Source organism: Roseateles sp. T103, assembly GCF_057219915.1.
Genome location: NZ_JBXVVS010000006.1, coordinates 88652 through 108672, shown reverse-complemented (window position 1 = coordinate 108672; position 20021 = coordinate 88652). Strand labels below are relative to the sequence as shown.

The 20021-nt window shown below is 69.1% G+C and carries 13 protein-coding genes; 6 read left to right on the top strand and 7 right to left on the bottom strand.

Annotated features, from left to right (window positions below; all coding sequences use genetic code 11):
* The first annotated feature begins 154 nt into the window (after positions 1 to 154).
* Together AC2EBS_RS16555 and AC2EBS_RS16550 are read left to right on the top strand one after the other, a co-directional pair.
* A complete protein-coding gene (locus tag AC2EBS_RS16555; RefSeq protein ID WP_484729546.1) occupies positions 155 to 1804 on the top strand; it encodes an alpha-amylase family glycosyl hydrolase in 1650 nt (549 codons plus the stop codon).
* Positions 1801 to 3705, top strand: coding sequence for a glycoside hydrolase family 13 protein (locus tag AC2EBS_RS16550; RefSeq protein ID WP_484729545.1), 1905 nt, complete (start codon positions 1801 to 1803; stop codon positions 3703 to 3705). Before AC2EBS_RS16555 ends, AC2EBS_RS16550 begins: the two co-directional genes overlap by 4 nt.
* Positions 3706 to 3715: 10 nt before the next feature.
* Here the strand turns inward: AC2EBS_RS16550 and AC2EBS_RS16545 are convergent, their stop codons facing one another.
* The 7 genes from AC2EBS_RS16545 to AC2EBS_RS16515 form a co-directional block, all read right to left on the bottom strand.
* Positions 3716 to 4081 (bottom strand): hypothetical protein, encoded by a 366-nt coding sequence (locus AC2EBS_RS16545; RefSeq protein ID WP_484729544.1) that lies wholly within the window; start codon positions 4079 to 4081, stop codon positions 3716 to 3718.
* Between the two features lie 155 nt (positions 4082 to 4236).
* The gene (locus AC2EBS_RS16540) at positions 4237 to 5439 is read right to left on the bottom strand and encodes a cation:proton antiporter (RefSeq protein ID WP_484729543.1); all 1203 of its coding nucleotides are present in this window, start codon (positions 5437 to 5439) and stop codon (positions 4237 to 4239) included.
* 9 nt (positions 5440 to 5448) lie between these two features.
* Positions 5449 to 6960: a 4-alpha-glucanotransferase gene (gene malQ, locus AC2EBS_RS16535; protein ID WP_484729542.1), complete on the bottom strand. Its 1512-nt coding sequence runs from the start codon at positions 6958 to 6960 to the stop codon at positions 5449 to 5451.
* 43 nt (positions 6961 to 7003) lie between these two features.
* Entirely contained in the window at positions 7004 to 9136 is a 2133-nt protein-coding gene (gene glgX / locus AC2EBS_RS16530) for a glycogen debranching protein GlgX (protein WP_484729541.1), read from the bottom strand.
* A complete protein-coding gene (locus AC2EBS_RS16525) occupies positions 9133 to 10068 on the bottom strand; it encodes an alpha/beta hydrolase (protein WP_484729540.1) in 936 nt (311 codons plus the stop codon). Before AC2EBS_RS16525 ends, glgX begins: the two co-directional genes overlap by 4 nt.
* Positions 10065 to 12236: a 1,4-alpha-glucan branching protein GlgB gene (gene glgB / locus AC2EBS_RS16520; protein WP_484729539.1), complete on the bottom strand. Its 2172-nt coding sequence runs from the start codon at positions 12234 to 12236 to the stop codon at positions 10065 to 10067. The genes AC2EBS_RS16525 and glgB overlap by 4 nt, the downstream gene beginning before the upstream one ends.
* Before the next feature lie 20 nt (positions 12237 to 12256).
* Positions 12257 to 14710: a glycogen/starch/alpha-glucan phosphorylase gene (locus AC2EBS_RS16515; protein ID WP_484729538.1), complete on the bottom strand. Its 2454-nt coding sequence runs from the start codon at positions 14708 to 14710 to the stop codon at positions 12257 to 12259.
* 441 nt (positions 14711 to 15151) lie between these two features.
* Between AC2EBS_RS16515 and AC2EBS_RS16510 the strand changes: the two genes are divergently transcribed.
* Genes AC2EBS_RS16510 through malG form a run of 4 tightly spaced genes read left to right on the top strand, consistent with a single transcriptional unit; the run spans position 15152 to position 20019 of the window.
* Positions 15152 to 16273: an ABC transporter ATP-binding protein gene (locus tag AC2EBS_RS16510; RefSeq protein ID WP_484729537.1), complete on the top strand. Its 1122-nt coding sequence runs from the start codon at positions 15152 to 15154 to the stop codon at positions 16271 to 16273.
* Positions 16270 to 17502 (top strand): maltose/maltodextrin ABC transporter substrate-binding protein MalE, encoded by a 1233-nt coding sequence (gene malE / locus AC2EBS_RS16505; protein WP_484729536.1) that lies wholly within the window; start codon positions 16270 to 16272, stop codon positions 17500 to 17502. The genes AC2EBS_RS16510 and malE overlap by 4 nt, the downstream gene beginning before the upstream one ends.
* Positions 17499 to 19118, top strand: coding sequence for a maltose ABC transporter permease MalF (gene malF / locus AC2EBS_RS16500; protein ID WP_484729535.1), 1620 nt, complete (start codon positions 17499 to 17501; stop codon positions 19116 to 19118). Before malE ends, malF begins: the two co-directional genes overlap by 4 nt.
* A gap of 10 nt (positions 19119 to 19128) precedes the next feature.
* Positions 19129 to 20019: a maltose ABC transporter permease MalG gene (gene malG / locus AC2EBS_RS16495; protein ID WP_484729534.1), complete on the top strand. Its 891-nt coding sequence runs from the start codon at positions 19129 to 19131 to the stop codon at positions 20017 to 20019.
* Positions 20020 to 20021 lie beyond the last annotated feature (2 nt).

Here is a 20021-nt window from a genome sequence, read left to right as displayed (position 1 = left end):
TCGAGCAATCCCAAGGAAACTCAGCGCATCAAGCGAGAGCCAACCGGAATCCAGTCACAAGTTATGTGTAGCTTTGCTACATTTGCACCAACAGCAGTGGCGCCAGCCTGTCTCGGCGCCGCCCCGTCCATCGCCCGACTGAAGCCCTCGCCCCATGCTCCACCTGTCATCGACCCGATGCGCACGGCATCCGCTGGCCCGGCTGTGTGCCGTGCTGCTGGCCTGGCTGACCCTCGCCGGAGGCAGCGCCGCCACGCCCGCCTCCAGCCCGCCCCTCGACACGCGCGCCGTGACGCGCCAGGCATCCGCCAGCGCGCTGGCCCCCGGCTGGCATCAGGGTGCCTTCATGGAAATCTTCGTGCGCGCCTATCAGGACAGCGATGGCGACGGCATCGGCGACCTGCGCGGCCTGATCCAGCGGCTGGACTACCTGCGCGAGCTGGGCGTGCGCGGCATCTGGCTGATGCCGATCACCGTCAGCGGCGACCGCGACCACGGCTACGCGACCGAAGACTTCCGCGCGGTGGAACCGCAGTACGGCAGCCTGGCCGATTTCGATGCGCTGATCCAAGCCGCGCATGCCCGCGGCATCGGCGTGATCCTCGACTACGCGCCCAACCACGGGGCTCGCAGCAGCCCGCTGTTCCAGGCCGCGGTTGCAGGAGCGCTGCGCGACTGGTTCGTCTGGGAGGATCAGGCGCCTGGAGGCAGCATCGAAGGCTGGGATATCTGGGGCAAGAACCCCTGGTACGAGGCCGCCGACGGCCGACGCTATCTCGGCACCTTCGGTCCGGATTTCCCCGACTTCAATCTGCGCAACCCCGCCGTGGTGGACTACCACCTGGGCAGCATGCGTTTCTGGCTGAACCGCGGGCTCGATGGCTTCCGGCTGGATGCAATGCCGCACCTCGTCGAGAACAGCGCCAAAGACTGGAACGACCAGCCCGAATCGCGCCAGCTCAGCACCCGCTTTGCGGCAGAGATACGCGCTTACCCCAACCGTTATGCCGTCTGCGAGGCGACCGCGCAGCCGCAGGTCTATGCAGGCTCCGGCATCTGCGGCGCCGCCTTCGCCTTCGGCCTGGAGCAGTACATCGTCAAGGCCGCCAAGGGCGACGCCGAGGCCGCCGCGGCGGTGGCGCGCTATTTCGAGACCGCGCCGGCGACGATGGCAACCATGCTCTCCAACCACGACCGCTTCGCCGGCGATCGGGCCTGGGACCAGTTCCGCGGCGACGAGGCGCGCTACAAGCTGGCGGCGGCCACCTACCTGCTGCTGCCCGGCACGCCCTTCATCTACTACGGTGAGGAGATCGGCATGGCCGGCGTGGCCGAACTGGACGGTGACCTGCCGCTGCGCAGCCCGATGAGCTGGACGGCCGATGGCGGCTTCACCCGCGCGGCTCAGCCCTTCCGCCCGGTAGCCCCCAATGCAGCCACGCACAATGCGCGCGATGCTCAGGCCCAGCCCGGCTCGCTGCTGAACTTCTACAAGGCGATGCTGAAGCTGCGCAACACCCTGCCCTCGATCTCGCGCGGCCGCTACCTGGCGGCGCAGTCGGAGGGTGCGGCACTGTCCTTCCAGCGCCGCTGGCAGCGCGAGCACACGCTGGTCGTGCTGAATTACGACGATCGCCCCCGCCAGTGGACGGCAAGCGGCCTGCCGCCCGGTCACCGGCTGCAGCGCCTGTATCCGCGGGCCGGTCAGTCCGGCGCCACAGCCGCCCGCAGCCGCACGCCGAGCGAAGCCCTGCTGCAACTGCCCGCCCAGTCTGTCGCGGTGTTCCGCGTCCTGCCCCGATGAGTCCCAAGATGATCTCCCTGCTCAGCCCCCGATTCGCTTTCCTGGCACTGCTTGCGCTGAGCCTGGCCAGCCTGCTGACGCCGCCGCATGCGGTGGCCGCCCCAACGGCGTTGGAACGGGTGGAGCCGCCCAGCTGGTGGGTCGGCATGCGTCAGCCGCGGCTTCAGCTGATGCTCTACGGGCAGGACATCGGCCGGCTCAAGCCGGCGCTGCGCCATCCCGGCGTGCGCCTGCTCGGCAGCACGCGCACCGACAACCCGAACTACCTTTTCGTCGATCTGGAGATCGCGCCCGGCGCACGCAGCGGCGAGCTGCTGCTGCGCCTGCTCGATGACGGCGACCGCACCGTGCTCAGCCACCGCTATCCACTGCAGACGCGCAGCCCCGGTTCGGCGCAGCGCCAGGGCTTCGACAGCCGCGATGCGATCTACCTGCTGGTGCCCGACCGATTCGCCAACGGCAACACGGCCAACGATCACGATCCGGCGCTGGGCGACCGCCTGGACCGCCAGGACCCCGGCGCGCGCCATGGCGGCGACATCCAGGGCATCGTCGATCGGCTGGACTACATCGCCGGCATGGGCTTCACGCAGATCTGGCCCACACCGATGCTCGAGAACCGCCAGCCCGAGTACTCGTACCACGGCTACTCGCCCACCGACCTCTACCGCATCGACCCGCGCCTGGGCAGCAACGAGGACTACCGCCACCTGGTCGCCGCCGCCAGAGCGCGCGGCATCGGCTTCATCCAGGACATCGTGCCCAACCACATCGGCAGCGGCCACTGGTGGATGAAGGACCTGCCAGCGCGCGACTGGGTCCACCCTGCCCAGCCCTATGTCGAGACCAACCACCGCCACGGCACGGTGCAGGACCCCTACGCCGCGCAGGCCGACATCCGCGGCTTCACCCAGGGCTGGTTCGTGCCCACGATGCCCGATCTCAACCAACGCCAGCCGCTGCTGGCCACCTACCTGACGCAGAACGCGATCTGGTGGATCGAATACGCCGGCCTCTCGGGCTTGCGCGTGGACACCTATCCCTATTCGGACAAGGAGTTCCTGGCGCGCTGGACCCGCGCGATCCGCCATGAGTACCCGCGCCTGGGCCTCGTAGGCGAGGAGATGCATGACAACCCGCTGATGGTGGCCTACTGGCTGGACGGCCATCGCAACCGCGACGGCTACAAAGGGCCGATGCCGTCGATGATGGACTTCCCGCTGCACTGGCGGCTGCGCGACGCGCTGCTCGAGCCCGAGGGCGCCGGCTACGGCAGCGGCCTGGGCAAGCTCTACGAAGCCATGCTGAATGACCTGCTCTATCCGCAGCCCGAGCGCATGGTGCTGTTCGAGGGCAACCACGACACCAACCGCATCTTCAGCGCGATGGGCGAGGATCTGGCGCTGACGCGCATGGCCGTCGCAGTGATCGCGACGACGCGGCGCACGCCGCAGTTCTTCTACGGCAGCGAACTGCTGATGACCAGCCCGCTGCAGCGCGACGACGGGCGGGTGCGCGCCGGCTTTCCCGGCGGCTGGCACGGCGACGCCGCGGACGCAGTCAGCGGCCGCGGTCTCAGTGCGCCGCAGCTAGAGTTCCAGCAGTTCATGCGCCGGCTGCTGCAATGGCGCAAGACCGCCAGCGCCGTGCACCAGGGCCGGCTGCTGCACTTCAATCCTCTGGGCGGCGTCTACGCCTACTTCCGCGTCGACGCGCGCCAGACGGTGATGGTGGTGATCAACAAGAGCGCGCAACCGCAGGCGCTGGACCTGCCGCGCTATGCCGAGCTGCTCAAGCCGGGCAGTGCCGCGCTGGATGTGATCAGCGGCGAGGTCCACCGTCTGGACGAACAGTACCGCGTTCCGCCCCGCTCGGTGCAGGTGCTGGAACTGAAGCGCTAGCCGCGCGCCGTCAGCGTGCGGACTGCAGCACGCCCTTCTTGTAGGTGAACACATGCTCCTCGATCGCCGACGGCTTGCCCGCAGCGGTGGGCTGCAGCGCCATCAGGCGTGCCGGGTCGAGGCTGGCGACATAGGCCTGGTACTGGCCGGCGCTGCAGGGCAGCGCCTGGCCCGGCTGCAGCTCGCCGCGCAGCTCACCGCGGTGGTAGACAAACACATGCTCGTTGGCGGCGCCGGACTTGAGGGCCACCTCGTGCCGAGCCGCGCACTCGGCCCGCAGGACCTCGGCATCGGCAGCCTGGGCCGCGGAGGCAGCGAGAGCGAAAGAGGCCAGCAGGCTGGCGGCGACGGCGTGCGGGAAACGGATCGGCATCATGACTCGTGATTCAGGGATGCGCGAGGCTGGGGATCTGCCCGTCCTCGCAGGGCTGCGAAGGCTCACAGCCTAAGCGGCCGGATGTGGCGGCACGCCCAGGGAATGCCCTGTTTCCCCGCGAACGCGGGGCCCCGCGGTCTCGTCGACGAAGACCCTCAGTGCCCCGCCTCAGACTGGCTGTGCTGCCGCCGCGCCAGCAGCGGGCGAACCATGGGAGTGGTCAGCACGGTCGAGCCCACCGCCATCAGCAGCAGTGCGGTGAAGGCATCGCTGCTGATCAGCTGACGGTCGAGCAGGATGTTGGCGAAGATGATCATGATCAGCGCCTTGGTCTGCAGCAGCCAGCCGATCAGCGTGGCCTCGCCGCGCGGCCAGCCGAGCACACGGCCGGCCAGCTGCACGCCGATCAGCTTGCCGGCCACCGAGGCCAGCAGCAGCAGGCCGGCGGCGAGGAAGACCGCGCCGCCGCCCAGGTCCCAGCGGGTGCGCAGGCCGGTGCTGAGGAAAAACACCGGCATCACCGTCAGCAGCACATGGGCTCGCAACAGGTCCATCTGCGTCTGCTCGAACCACTCCGCGTCGAGCACTGCGCCGGCAAGGAATGCACCCACGATGAAGTGCAGACCCGCCCAGTCCGCACCCAGAGCCACCACAGCCAGCCAGATCAGGCTGCACTGCCAGCGGTCTGCCGCCTTCAGACGCTGCATCAGCTGCCGGAAGCCCCAGGCGGCCAGCGCGAAGACCAGCAGGAACAGCGCCTGTCGCCACAAGCGCGTCCAGTCCATCAGGATCAGTGCCAGCACTGCCCAGATCAGCAGGTCGTCCAGGCTCGCATAACGTAGGATGCGCTGGCCCAGCGCCTGACGCAGCAGGCCCAGCTGATCCATCAGCAGGATCAGGATGGGCAAGGCCGTCACCGCGCAGGCCATGCCCACACCCAGCACGAACTGCCAGCGCTGGGCTTGCGCGCCTATCCAGCCAGGGAAAAGTAGCAGCAGCGCGGCGGCAGCGGCGCCCAGCAACAGCGGCACCAGCAAGGCCAGGCCGGCGGTGATGCCGCTCTCGCGCCGGTCGGCCCAGGCCTTGCGCAGGTCCAGCTCGACACCCGCAATCCAGACGAACAGCGTCACCGCCCACCAGGCCACGCCATTGAGGGCCTGCACCACCGGCGCCGAGAAGACGAAGCTGTAGTACTCGGGAAAGGCGCGGCCCAGCACACCGGGCCCGAGCAGGATGCCGCCGACGATCTGCACCACCACCAGCGGCGCCAGATGGTCGATGCCCGAGAACCTCCAGGCCAGATAAGGCAGGCTGAAGATGATCGCCAGCGCGATCAGATAGATCTCGGTCGTCGTCACGGCGTCGCCTCAGTGCGGCAGGCGCAGCAGTTCGAAAGGTCCGCGGCCGCTGGCCGCGGTGATCAGGCCCAGCACGCGCGCGGGCTCGCTGCCCACCATCTCCCAGCTGAAGCGCCAGCCCCAGTTGCCCCCCAGGATGCCGGGGATGTTCATGCGATGGGCGCTGGGCAGCCCCAGCACGTCCTGCATCGGGAACACGGCGAGATTGGCCACCGAATTGCAGCAGGCGCGGATCATCGCCCAGTGCACATCGTGCTCGCCGCAGGCCAGGTAGCTGCCCGCGAAGGCGCGTTCGCGCGCGCTGGCGTTGTCCCACCAGCCGCGCACGGTGTCGTTGTCGTGCGTGCCCGTGTAGGCCACGCTCTCGCGTGGCCACATATGCGGCAGGAACTCGTGCGTGCCGTCGCCGCCGAAGCCGAACTGCAGGATCTTCATGCCGGGGAAGCCGCAGGCCTGACGCAGCTCGTGCACATCGTCGGTGATGAAGCCCAGGTCCTCGGCCACGATGGGCAGCTTGCCCAGCGCCTGCTCGATCGCGTCGAACAGCGCCCTGCCCGGCCCCTGGACCCAGCGGCCGCGCTTGGCGTCGGGGCTGTCGCCGGGGATCTCGTAATAGCCGGCGAAGCCACGGAAGTGGTCGATGCGGAACACATCCACCTGCGCCAGCGCACGCCGCACGCGGGCGGTCCACCAGGCATAGTTCTCCTCGGCCATGCACTCCCAGCGGTAGAGCGGATTGCCCCAGCGCTGGCCGGTGGCCGACAGCGCATCCGGCGGCACGCCGGCAACGACCGTGGTGTGGAAGTTCTCGTCCAGGTGGTAGAGGTCCGGGCGCGACCAGCAGTCCGCGCTGTCGTGCGCGACGAAGATCGGCAGGTCGCCCATGATGGACACGCCCTTGGCGTTCGCGTAGGCCTTCAGCGCGCGCGCCTGCTCGTCGAAGCACCACTGCACGAAGCGCCAGAAGTCCAGCTCGCTCGCATGCTCCTTGCGTGCCTGCGCCAGTGCCGCCGGATCGCGCCGCGCCAGCGCAGCGTCCCACTCCCACCAGGGCTGGCCCTTCCTCGGCGTGCGGATAGCCATGAACAGCGCATAGTCCTCCAGCCAGTCGCGCTCCGCAGCGCACCAGGCCGCGAAGGTCGCGCGATCGGCAGCACTGGCCGCGGCGAAGAAGCCTCTGCAGGCCAGGCGCAGCTGCTCCTCGCGCCATGGCGTCACGCGGCCGTAGTCCACGCGCTGCGCATCGAAGTCCGGCAGCTCCGGCGCAGCCAGCCAGCCCTTGGCGATCAAGGGCTCCAGCGCCACCATCCAGGGGCTGCCGGCGAAGGCCGAGACACCCTGATAGGGGCTGTCGCCGGGGCCGATCGGCGTGGTCGGCAGCAGCTGCCACAGGCGCTGGCCGGCGCTGGCCAGCCAGTCGACGAAGCGAAAGGCATCGGGGCCGAAGTCGCCCATGCCGTGCGGTCCGGGCAGCGAGGTGATGTGCAGCAGCACACCGGCGGTACGTTGGTTCAGATCCATGGTCTGGGATGTCGAAGACGTTGGTCGGCGGGTTCAGGCCGCATCAGTGCGGATTCTGGGCGTCTTGGCAGGCGAGCAGCAGCAGGCTGCGGCCACCGGCCTGAAGGCGTGAAGTCACAGCCGCATTCGCAGGCTGCTCACCGCTGCTGTCCAGCAGCACGCGCCAGCGGCCAGCCGCCAGCACGAAATCGCAGGACTGCGGCTCGGGGTTGAAGAGCAGCGCCAGCTCGGGCGTGGCGCTGCCGGCGTGACGCAGCAGGCAGGCCAGCGCGCTTTGCGCGGCATCGTGCCAGTCGTGCACCTGCATCTCGTGGCCATCGGGGCGCAGCCACTGGATGCAGGCCTCGCTCGCTGCATCGCCCGAACCACCGGCAACGAACCAGCGGCCGTGGTGCAGCAGCGGCAGCTCACGGCGCAGCTGCAGCAGCCGGACTACAAAGGCGCTCAGGTCCTCGCGCTGCGGCTGCTGCCAGTCCAGCCAGCCGATCGGGTTGTCCTGGCAGTAGGCGTTGTTGTTGCCGCGCTGGCTGTTGGCCAGCTCGTCGCCGGCATTGAGCATGGGCGTGCCCTGGGCCAGCAGCAGCGTGGCCAGCATCGCGCGGCGCACGCGCTCGCGCGCCTCGCGCACGGCGGGATCGTCGCTGGGCCCTTCGACGCCGAAGTTGGCGCAGAGCTCGCCATCGCGGCCGTCGCGGTTGTGCTCGCCATTGGCCTCGTTGTGCTTGCGCGCATAGCTGAGCAGATCGTCCAGCGTGTAGCCGTCGTGCACGGCGATGAAGTTGACCGAGGCCGTCGGCGGCCGCTGGCCATGGTGGAACAGATCGCTAGACGCGGCGAAGCGCCGCGCGAACTCGCCGCGGCCCACGCGCGCGGCGGGCGCCAGCTGCTCGGCCAGCCAGTAGCCGCGCACCGCGTCGCGGAACTTGTCGTTCCATTCCAGGAAGCGGCCGGGGAAGCGACCCAGCTGGTAGCCATGGTCGCCGGCATCCCAGGGCTCGGCGATCAGGTGCACGCTGCTCAGCACAGGGTCCTGGCGCAGCGCGGTGAAGAAGGCGGCCTGCGGGTCATAGCCGTGCCGCGTGCGCCCCAGCACCGGCGCCAGGTCGAAGCGGAAGCCGTCGACACCCATCTGCTGCACCCAGTAGCGGAGCGAGTCCAGCACCAGCTGCGCGACGCGCGGGTGGCGAACATTGAGCGTGTTACCGCAGCCGGTCAGGTTCTCGAGCCGGCCGGGGTCGTCCTCGGCCAGCCGGTAGTAGCTCTTCTGGTCCAGGCCGCGCAGGCTCAGCGTCGGGCCGTACTCATTGCCTTCGGGCGTGTGGTTGTAGACGACATCCAGCACCACCTCCAGCCCGGCCTCGTGCAGCGTCTGCACCATGGCGCGGAACTCCTGCACCACGGCCGACGGCTCGCCGCGCACCGCAGCGCTGGCCAGACGCGGATCGGGGCAGAAGAAGCCCAGCGTGTTGTAGCCCCAGTAGTTGTGCAGGCCCAGGCCCGGCAGATGCGGCTCATCGATTGCGTAATGCACCGGCAGCAGCGACAGCGTGGTCACGCCCAGCGCCTTGAAATGCGCAATCGCCGCCGGATGCGCCAGCGCCGCGTAGCTGCCGCGCAGCGCCTCCGGAATGCTCGGGTGCTGCATCGAGAAGCCTTTGACATGCACCTCGTAGAGCACGAGGTCCTGCGCGGCGATGCGCGGCGCGCTGGCGCGCGGGCTGGGGGCAGCCAGCGGCGCAGCCACGCGGGCCTTCAGCGCATGCAGCGCGTTGTCTCGCTCGTCCAGCGCCTGCGGACCGTCGGGGTGGCCCAAGGGATAGCCGTGGTGCTCGGCCCGCCAGCTGAAGCGGCCGACGATCTCGCGCGCATAGGGGTCGAGCAGCAGCTTTTGCGGATTGAAGCGGTGGCCTTCATGCGGCGCATGCGGCCCGTGCGCGCGCAGACCGTAGACCAGACCAGCGCCGACGCCGGGCAGGAAGCCGCACCAGACGCCATCGACAGGACCGTGCAGCGCATAGCGGCGCAGCTCGCGCTGGCCCGCCGCATCGAAGACGCACAGCTCGATGCGCGTCGCATGCTCGGAGAAGACGGCGAAGTTGACGCCACCGTCGCGAACCTGCGCGCCCAGCGGCTCGTGGCGGCCGTCCTGCAGTTCACCGGGCAGTGTCGGGCTCATGCGGGCGTTGCTCCCAGCAGGAAGTTCAGCGGCTCGGCCAGCCGTGCGCTCCAGGCGGTTTCGTTGTGGCCGGTACCGGGGAAGAGGCGCGACTGATGGCGCGGCGGCAGATAGCCCTTGCGCGCCAGCAGCGCATCGACTTGCGCCTGCGCCTGGTCGTAGAGCGCGTCCAGCTCCCGGTCGCCCCGGTCCAGGTAGAGCCGCACCGACTCAGGAGCCGGCAGCTGGCGCTCCAGATAGGCCAGCGCCGCGGCAGGCAGCGCGTCATTGCGTTCATGGATGCCGATCCAGTGCGTGCTCAGCGCAGCGGCGGCGCCGAAGACCTGCGGGTACTCGCACAGGCCGTAGACGCTGATCAGCCCGCCCATGCTGGAGCCCATCAGCAGCGTGTGCGCACGCTCGCGCCGCGTGGCGTAACGGGCATCGACCGCCGGCTTCAGCTCCTCGACGAGAAAGCGCAGATAGGCATCGCCGCGCGGCCGGCCCTGCAGGGCCTGGGCGATGTAGCGCTCGCGCAGCGCCGGCGGCTCCAGCGAGCGCAGAAAGGCCTGCGGGTAGTACTCGGCATGGCGGGCCTCGCCGGCATTCCAGATGCCCACGACGATGAAGTCGCGCAGCCGACCCTCGGCGAGCAGCGGCGCCGCCACCTGGTCCACCGCCCAGGCCTGGCGGTTCCAGGTGCTGCGCGCGTCGAAGAGCATCTGCCCATCGTGCATGTAGAGCACCGCATGCGGGCGCTGGCCGTCATAGCCGGGCGGCAGCCAGACGTCGACCGGACGCGGCTCGACGTGCCGCCACTGCGGCAGCGCCAGCCGCTCCAGCCGTCCAAAGCGGACCTGCGCCGCCGGCCTGTCCTCGCCCTGGGCCAGCAAGGGGGCGCCGCCCAGCGCGGCCAGCGCCGCGGCCTGCTGCAGACAGTCTCGTCGCTTCATGCGCCGGGCTCCTCGTGCGGCAGCAGGATCAGCGTGGCCAGCGGCGGCAGCGTCAGCCGGATCGCGCCGTCCGCCGCCACCGGCAGCGCGGCCTGCAGATTGCCCAGATTGCTGCCGCCGTAGATCGCCGCATCGGTGTTGAGCCGCTCGCGCCAGGCGCTCGCGCCGGGTGGCACCGGCAGGCGGAACTGCTCGCGCGGCACCGGCGTGAAATTGCAGACCACCACCGCCATGCCGCCCTGCCCGTCCAAGCGCGCCCAGGCCAGCACCGAGAGCTCGCGCTCGTTCACGCTCAGCCATTGGAAGCCCTCGCGCTGGCAGTCCAGGCGGTGCAACGCCGGCAGCTCGCGGTAGAGCGTGTTGAGGTCGCGCACCAGGCGCTGCACGCCGGCATGGCGCGCGTCGTCGAGCAGGCCCCATGGCAGCTCGGCATCGTGATTCCATTCGCCGGGCTGCGCGAACTCCTGCCCCATGAAGAGCAGCTTCTTCCCGGGGTGGCCCCACATGAAGCCGTAGTAGGCGCGCAGGTTCGCATAACGACTCCAGTCGTCGCCCGGCATCTTGCCCAGCAGCGAACCCTTGCCGTGCACCACCTCGTCGTGCGAGAGCGGCAGCACGAAGTTCTCGTCGAAGGCGTAGACCAGACCGAATGTCAGCTTGTCGTGGTGCCAACGGCGATGGACGGGGTCCTCGCGCATATAGGCCAGCGTGTCGTTCATCCAGCCCATATTCCACTTGTAGTGGAAGCCCAGGCCGCCGGCATCGACCGGCGCCGACACCCGCGGAAAGCTGCTCGACTCCTCGGCCATCGTCACCGCGCCGGGCGCCTCCGCGCCGAGCCGGCGGTTGATTTCGCGCAGCAGCGCAATCGCCTCGAGGTTCTCGCGCCCGCCCTGCGCATTGGGCAGCCACTCGCCCGAGGGCCGCGAATAGTCGCGGTAGAGCATCGAGGCCACCGCGTCGACGCGCAGCCCGTCCACACCCCAACGCTCGCACCAGCAAAGCGCACTGCCGGCGAGGAACTGGCGCACTTGCGGCCGGCCGAAGTCGTAGATCAGCGTGTTCCAGTCGCGATGCAAGCCCTCGCGCGGATCGGCGTACTCGTACAGCGGCGTGCCGTCGAAGCGCGCCAGGCCATGGGCATCCATCGGGAAATGCGCCGGCACCCAGTCCAGCAGCAGCCCCAGGCCGGCCGCATGGCAGGCGGCGACGAAACGCGCGAAGCCCTCTGGTGGGTCGAAGCGCGCCGAGGGAGCGTAAAGGCCAAGGCACTGGTAGCCCCAGGAGCCGTCGAAGGGGTGCTCGCCGATCGGCAGCAACTCGATATGGGTGAAGCCCATCTGCGCCGCATAGGCCGGCAACGTCGCGGCCAGTTCGTCCCAGCTGGGGAAGCGGCCCTCAGGACGGCGCCAGGACGTCGCATGCACCTCGTAGATGCTGATCGGCGCATCGCGGCGATTGGCCAACGCACGCGCTTCAGGCAGCGTCATCGCCGGCGGCAGCGGCGCGACCAGGCTGGCGGTGTCGGGGCGCAGCTCGGCCGCGAAGGCAAATGGATCGGCCTTCAGCGGCAGCAGCGTGCCATCGGCGCCGAGCAGCTCGTACTTGTAGCGGTCGCCGACGGCGACATGCGGGATGAAGATCTCCCACACACCCGCCTCGTGGCGCAGGCGCATCGCATGTCGCCGACCATCCCAGTTGTTGAAGTCGCCCACGACGCTGACGCGGCGCGCCTGCGGCGCCCACACGGCAAAGCGCACGCCGGCCACACCCGCCAGGGTCTGCGGATGCGCACCGAGCACCGTATAGGGCCGCGGATGCTCGCCGTGGGCGAGCAACTGCAGGTCCTCTGCAGCGAGCAAGGGACCGAAGGCATAGGCATCGGCATAGCTGCCCTGGTGACCGTCGTCCCAGCGCACCTGCAGCCGGTAGTCGAAGCGCTTGCGCCGGCGCGGCAGCGGCGCCTCGAACAGGCCACCCTGGCGATGCGGCAGCGTGGCCACCAGGCGACCGCTCGCCGCCTCGAGCAGCATCACGCCGGCCGCAGTCGGCAGCAGTGCGCGCATCCACAGCCGGCCGTCGTCGGCGTCCAGATGCAAGCCCAGCACGGCGAAGGGATCGCCATGCCGCGCCTCGATCAGGGCCTGGGTCTGCGCCTCGTCCAGCATGGTGGCGGGGTCAGGTCTTGTCAGCCCAGACTCTTCACCGACCAGACGCGCTCGGCATACTCAGCCACTGTGCGGTCGGCCGAGAACCAGCCCATGCCCGCGACGTTGGCAACCACGCGCTGCGCCCAGGCCTTGCGGTCGCGGTACAGCGCGTCGACCTGCTGCTGCGCCTGCAGGTAGCTGGCGAAGTCGGCCATCAGCAGATAGGGGTCGCTGGACAGCAGCTTGTCGACCACCGCGCGGTAGCGGCCGGTATCGCCCGCGGAGAAGTCGCCGTTGGCGATCGCGTCGACGACGCGCTGCAGCGTGCGGTTGCCCTCCACATACAGGCGCGGGTCGTAGCCCAGCGACTTCAGCTGCGCCACCGCGTCGGCGCGCAGGCCGAAGCAGAACATGTTCTCCTCGCCGAAGGCCTGCGCCATCTCGATATTGGCGCCGTCCCAGGTGCCGATGGTCAGCGCGCCGTTGAGCGCGAATTTCATATTGCCGGTGCCCGAGGCCTCGGTGCCGGCGGTGGAGATCTGCTCCGAGAGATCCGCCGCCGGGATGATGGTCTCGGCCAGACTGACGCCGTAGTTGGGCAGGTAGACGAGCTTGAGCTTGTCGCCGACGCGCGGATCGCTGTTGACCACGCGGCCCACATCGTGCGCGAGCTGGATGATGCTCTTGGCCATCGCATAGGCCGAGGCGGCCTTGCCGGCGATGATCACCGTGCGCGGCACCCAGTCGGCGCCCGGCTCGGCGACGATGGCCTGGTAGCGCGCGATCACATGCAGGATGTTGAGCAGCTGGCGCTTGTACTCGTGGATGCGCTTGATCTGCACGTCGAACAGGCTGTCAGCGCTGACCACCAGGCCCAGCTCGCGGCGGATGCGCTCGGCCAGACGCTGCTTGTTGGCCTGCTTCACCGCCATGAACTCGGCGCCGAGCATCGCATCGCCGGCCAGTGGCTTGAGCTGGGCCAGTTCGCCCAGGTCCTGGCGCCAGCCGCGGCCGATGCGCGCATCGATCACCGAGGACAGCGCCGGGTTGGCCTGCTGCAGCCAGCGGCGCGGCGTCACGCCGTTGGTGACGTTGTGGAAGCGCTCGGGGAACAGCCGTGCATAGTCGGCGAAGATGGTCTGCACCATCAGCTCGGAGTGCAGCGCGGCCACGCCATTGACGCGATGCGAGGCCACGATGGCGAGTGCGGCCATGCGCACACGGCGCTCGCCGCCCCAGGGCGCCCCTTCGTCGATCAGCGAGACCCGCGCCAGCAGCGCATCGTCGCCCGGGCACTGCGCGCGCACCTGCTGCAGGAAGCGATGGTTGATCTCGTAGATGATTTCCAGATGCCGCGGCAGCAGCGCCTCGAACATGCGCACCGGCCAGGTTTCCAGCGCCTCGGGCATCAGCGTGTGGTTGGTGTAGGACACCGCCTGGCGCGTGATGGACCAGGCCTCATCCCAGCCCAGCCCGTGCTCGTCGAGCAACAGACGCATCAGCTCGGCCGGCGCCAGCGCCGGATGCGTGTCGTTCAGATGCACGGCGTTGGCACGGCCCAGCGTGTGCAGCGAGCCGAACTCGCGCAGGTGCCGCGCGATCATGTCCTGCAGCGAAGCGCTGACCAGGAAGGCCTCCTGCTTGAGCCGCAGCGTGCGGCCGGCCTCGGTGCTGTCGTCGGGATAGAGCACCCAGTTCAGCGCATCGGCAGCCACGCGATGTGCGGCAGCGCCGGCGTAGTCGCCACGGCTGAAGGCCGCGAAGTCGATCGGCGCGGCGGCGCTGGCCTGCCACTGGCGCAGCGTGGAGACGCGCTCGCTGTGATGCGCCGGCACGATGAAGTCCCAGGCCTGGGCCACCAAGTGCTCGGCCGGCAGCCAGCGGCGCGTGCCGTCGGCCTCGACCACGACGCGACCGCCGAAGCCGACGGCATAGCGCAGTTCGGGCCGCGCCACCTCCCAGGGGTTGCCCTTGGCCATCCAGTCGTCCGGCGTCTCGACCTGACGACCGTTCTGGATCGCCTGCGCGAACATGCCGTATTGGTAGCGCAGCCCATAGCCGAAGGAAGGCAGGCCCAGCTCGGCAAAGGAGTCGAGGAAACAGGCGGCCAGACGCCCCAGGCCGCCGTTGCCCAGCGCCGCGTCGGGCTCGCGCTCCAGCACCTCAGGCAAGACCTGACCCTGCTGCGCAAAGGCCTGGCGCAGCGTGTCATCCAGACCGAGCGCAGCGATCGCATTGCCCAACGCCCGGCCCATCAGGAACTCCATCGACAGGTAGTGCACGCGGCGCACCGGCGCCACGGCCGGGTCGAGCCCGCGCGCCGCATCGGCCTGCTGCGTGGCGGCCCAGCGCGACACCAGCAGTTCGCGGCTTGCCGTCGCCGCCGCACGCAGCAAGGCGTCGCGGGTGGCGCCATCGGCGGACTGGGCCAGCTCGCGCTGCAGGGCCGAGGCAAAGGCTGCCGGCAGCCCGGCGGTGGCGATATCGGACATGGAGTTCCCCTTCAGGGTCTGGGGTGCGGAGCGCTTCTGGAGGACGGAGGCAGGCATGGTCGGACGTCGTCTGGAGTTCATCGGTACGGCACGCAGCGAAGCGCAGCACCAGCGGCGGCGCCAGCCGCCGCACGTTGCCGGCAAGCCACAAGGCGCGGCTTGCGCAGAAGTATCGCGCAGCAACCCGAAGAATTGTAGTTCGACTACACAGGGAAATCCCTGGATTCGATGCAACCCATTGTTTTACATAGGTTTCACTCGATTTATTTCGATGCCATTCGATTGTGAATCGCGCACTACAAATGTATATTCTCTACATTCAGTCCGGCGCCTATGGGTCCGGAGCTGCCGCGGCCCGCCCAGAAGCCGGCCACCGACAAGAACCCCGCGAGAGACAAGCGGCGCTGACCGGCAAGGTCGGCGCCGCGGAGGACCGAACAAGTGGCAGACGTTCAGCTGCAAGCCGTCAGCAAGGCCTACGGGGCCACGCGCATCCTGCATGGCATCGATCTGGAGATCCGCGACGGCGAGTTCATGGTCTTCGTCGGCCCCTCGGGCTGCGGCAAATCCACGCTGCTGCGCACCATCGCCGGACTGGAGGACATCAGCAGCGGCGAGCTGCGCATCGGCGGTCGCTTGGTCAACGAGGTACCACCGGCGGAGCGCGGCATCGCCATGGTCTTCCAGTCCTATGCGCTGTACCCGCATATGAATCTGTACGACAACATGGCCTTCGGCCTGCAGCTGGCACGGGTGCCCAAGGACGAGATCGACCGCGCGGTGCGCCATGCCGCCAAGATCCTGCACATCGAGCACCTGCTGGACCGCAAGCCCAAGGACCTGTCGGGCGGCCAGCGCCAGCGTGTGGCCATAGGCCGCGCCATCGTGCGCAAGCCCGAGGTCTTCCTGTTCGACGAGCCGCTGTCCAACCTCGATGCCGCGCTACGCGTGCGCATGCGCTACGAATTCGCCAAGCTGCACCAGGAGCTGAAGACCACCATGGTCTATGTGACCCACGACCAGGTGGAGGCGATGACGCTGGCCGACCGCATCGTCGTGCTGCAGGCCGGCCGCATCGAGCAGGTGGGCTCGCCGCTGGAGCTCTACGAGCATCCGCAGAACCAGTTCGTCGCGGGCTTCATCGGCAGCCCGAAGATGAACTTCGTGCCGGTCGAGCTGGTGGAAGGCTCTGCCGGCCATGCGCTGCTGCGTCTGGCCGACGGGCAGACCCTGGTGCGTGCCTGCGTGGATGCCTCGCGTGCGCGCGCCGGCGAGCGGCTGACGCTGGGCGTACGGCCCGAGCACATCGCGCTCGGCGACGGCGAGAACACGGTGGCCAGCAGCGTGGCCTTCGTCGAGTGCCTGGGCAGTGCCACCTTCGCCTACTGCCCCTGCCCCGGCAGCGAGGAGCCGCTGACCTGCCAGTTCGAGGGCCGCAACGGCACCGACCGCGTGCGCAGTGGCGACGCGCTGCAGCTGCGCCTGCCGCCCGAGGCCCTGCATCTGTTCGACGGCGAGGGTCGCGCCTTCCGCCGCCAGGCGGCGCCGGAGCTCGACGCATGAGGTCGCTGGGTTTGCGCAGGCCGGCGTACCTGGCCCTGGCTATGACCCTGGGGCTGGCGGCTTCGCTGCTCGCGCTGAACGCTGCCGCGCAGAGCCAGCCTCGCCTGCTGGTCTGGATCAACAGCGACAAGGCCTACAACGGGCTGCAGCGCGTCGGCGATGCCTTCGAGAAGGTCTCCGGTGTCAAGGTCGTCGTCGAGCATCCGGTCGATGCGCCCGACAAGTTCCAGCAGTCGGCCGGCGCCGGCAAGGGCCCGGACATCTTCTGCTGGCCGCACGACCGCGTCGGCGAATGGGTCAAGGCCGGGCTGATCACGCCGCTGCGCCCCAGCCGCCGTCTGCTCGACGAGAACGAGGCCACCGCCTGGCAGGCGCTGAGCTTCCAGGGCCGCATCTGGGGCTACCCGATCGCCATCGAGACCACCGGCCTGATCTACAACAAGGCCCTGGTGAGCCGGCCGCCGGCCAGCTTCGACGAGCTGCTGCAGCTGGACAAGCAGCTGGCCGCGCGCGGCAAGCGCGCCATCCTGTGGGACTACAACAAGAGCTTCTTCAGCTGGCCCTTGCTGGCCGGCGGCGGCGGCGAGATATTCGGCCGCGATGCGCGCGGCGATTTCGATCCCGCGCGCACCGGTGTCAACAATGCCGGCGCGCTTGCCGGCGCACGCATGATCGAGCGCCTGGTGCGCGACGGCCACATGCCGCGCGGCGCCCGCTATGCGGAGATGGAATCGGCCTTCGCGCGCGGCGATGTCGCGATGATGATCTCCGGCCCCTGGGCCTGGGAGAACGCGCGCCGCGCCAGGATCGACATCGGCGTCGCGCCGATTCCCGCGGTGATCCCCGGCAAGCCGAGCAAGCCCTTCGTCGGCGTGCTGGGCTGCATGATCGCCGCGCCCTCGAAGAACAAGGATCTGGCGCGCGAGTTCATCGAGCAGCACCTGCTGCGCCCCGAGGCGCTGAAGCAGCTCGACGACGACGTGCCCATCGGCGTGCCGGCCAACAAGGCCTTCTACGCGCAGCTGGCGGTGAACCCGCTGATCAAGGCGAGCATGGACAACGCACGACTGGGCGAACCGATTCCCAACATTCCCGAAGTCGGCCGCTTCTGGACCGCGATGGACGCGGCGCTGGAAGCGATCAGCAACGGCCTGCAGAGCCCGCAAGCCGCACTGGACGGTGCGGCCGCGCGCATGCTGCACCAGCAGCAACGGAGCGCCAAGCCATGAGCGCCGCCGACAGCTCAACGACGGCAGCCATCGCCTCGCCACTGGGCGAGCGCTACGGCCGCCAGGCGCCGTCTGTGCTGGCGCGTCTGGCCGGCCTGCTGCGCTGGCCGGTGACGGCCGCGCTGCTGCTGGGCGCGCTGTACCTGGTGTTCCGCATCTATGTCTCCGGGCAGACGCTGTGGGCCGTCGGCGCGCTGACACTGTTCAGCGCGGGCTTCTACGTCTACCTGAGCCAGCGCGCCTTCGCGTCGCGCTATCTGTTTCCGGGCGTCGCGGCCATGGGCGTCTTCGTCGCCTTCCCGCTGCTCTACACCGCGCAGATCGGCTTCACCAACTACTCGTCCGCCCACCTGCTCAGCGAGGAGCGCGCCCGCGCCTATCTGCTGGAGCAGCACGACGCGGTGGAGGATCAGGTGCTCGCCTTCAGCCTGCACCGCGACGGCGAGGCCCAACGCCTGATGCTGCGCGATCCCCTCAGCGCCGAGCCGCGCTGGATCACGCCGCCGCTGGCGCTGGCCCAGGGCCGGCTGACCGCGGGAGCGGTGAGCCTGCAAAGCGCCGAAGGCGCTGCCGCGCCGGCATCGCCCGAGCTCACGCTGCGCGAGCGCGTGCAGCTGCGCGAGGCCCTGCGCGCCCTGGTGCTGCAGCTGCCCGGCGCCACCGGCGAGGCGCAGCAGCTGCGCTACCTAGGCCTGCGCGAATTCGGCCCCATCCGTCCGCACTGGATCGCACAGCCCGACGGCAGCCTGAAGCGCGCCAGCGACGGCCAGCAGTTCCGCCCCAACCATGACACCGGCTTCTTCGAGAGCGCCAGCGGCGAACGCCTGCAGCCCGGCTTCAAGGTCTCGGTCGGCTGGCAGAACTATGCCCGCATGGTGCTGGATGCCGAGTTCCGCAGCCCCTTCCTCGCCATCTTCGGCTGGACGGTGACGCTGTCGGCCCTGACCGTGTTCTTCGCCACCGCGATCGGCATGCTGCTGGCCTCGCTGCTGAACTGGGAAGACCTGCGCTGGCGCGGCACCTACCGCACGCTGCTCTTCCTGCCCTATGCGGTGCCCAGCTTCATCTCCATCCTCGTCTTCAAGGGCCTGTTCAACCAGAACTTCGGCGAGATCAACGCCATCCTCGACGCGCTGTTCGGCGTGAAGCCGGCCTGGTTCGCGGATCCGCTGCTGGCCAAGACCATGCTGCTGATCGTCAACGTCTGGCTGGGCTACCCCTACATCATGATCCTGTGCAGCGGCCTGCTGAAGAGCATCCCGGCCGATCTGTACGAAGCCTCGGCCATTGCCGGCGCCGGACCCTGGACCAACTTCCGCCGCATCACGCTGCCGCTGATCATCAAGCCGCTGTCGCCGCTGCTGGTCTCGGCCTTTGCCTTCAACTTCAACAACTTCGTGCTGATCGCGCTGCTCACCGATGGCCGGCCCGACTTCCTCAGCACCAAGATCCCGGCAGGCCAGACCGACATCCTGGTCTCCTACACCTACCGCATCGCGTTCAAGGACTCGGGCGCCGACTTCGGCCTGGCCGCGGCAATCTCCACGCTGATCTTCTTCCTGGTGGCGGCGCTGTCGCTGCTGAATCTACGTCTCATGCGCAAGGCGCAAGGCTGAGGGCGCTTCCATGGCAATCGTTCGTAGCCGTCAGGCACGTTGGCGCGTCTGGGCGGCACATGCGCTGCTCTGGGCATTCCTGGCGTTGACGCTGTTTCCGCTGCTGGCGGTGCTGTCGATCTCGCTGCGGCCGGGCAACTTCGCCACCGGCAGTCTGATCCCCAGCGAGATCAGCCTGGAGCACTGGAAGCTGGCGCTGGGCATCCCGCACCGCGCCGAGGACGGCAGCCTGGTGCAGCCGCCCTTCCCGGTGCTGCTGTGGCTGTGGAACTCGGTCAAGGTGGCAACGATCTCGGCCATTGCGATCGTCGCCACCTCCACCACCGCGGCCTATGCCTTCGCACGGCTGCGCTTTCGCATGAAGATGCCGCTGCTCAACGGCATGCTGCTGCTGCAGATGTTCCCGCCGGTGCTCGCGCTGGTGGCGATCTACGCGATCTTCGAGACGCTGGGCAACTACGTGCCGGCGCTGGGGCTGGAGACCCACGCCGGCCTGGTGCTGGCCTACCTGGGCGGCGTCGCCACGCACATCTGGACCGTCAAGGGCTACTTCGAGACCATCCCCACCGAGATCGAGGAATGCGCCAAGGTGGACGGCGCCAGCGCCTGGCAGGCCTTTCGCCGTGTGCTGCTACCCATGGCCCTGCCCATCCTGATGGTGGTGTTCGTGCTGGCCTTCATCGGCTGCATCATCGAGTACCCGGTCGCCTCGGTGCTGCTGCGCGAAGAGGCCAAGCTCACGCTGGCCGTCGGCTCCAAGTACTTCCTGCACGAGCAGCGCTTCCTCTGGGGCGATTTCGCCGCGGCGGCCGTGCTGTCGGGCCTGCCGATCACCACAGTCTTCCTGCTCGCGCAGCGCTGGATCGTCTCCGGCCTGACGGCGGGCGGCGTCAAGGGCTGAGC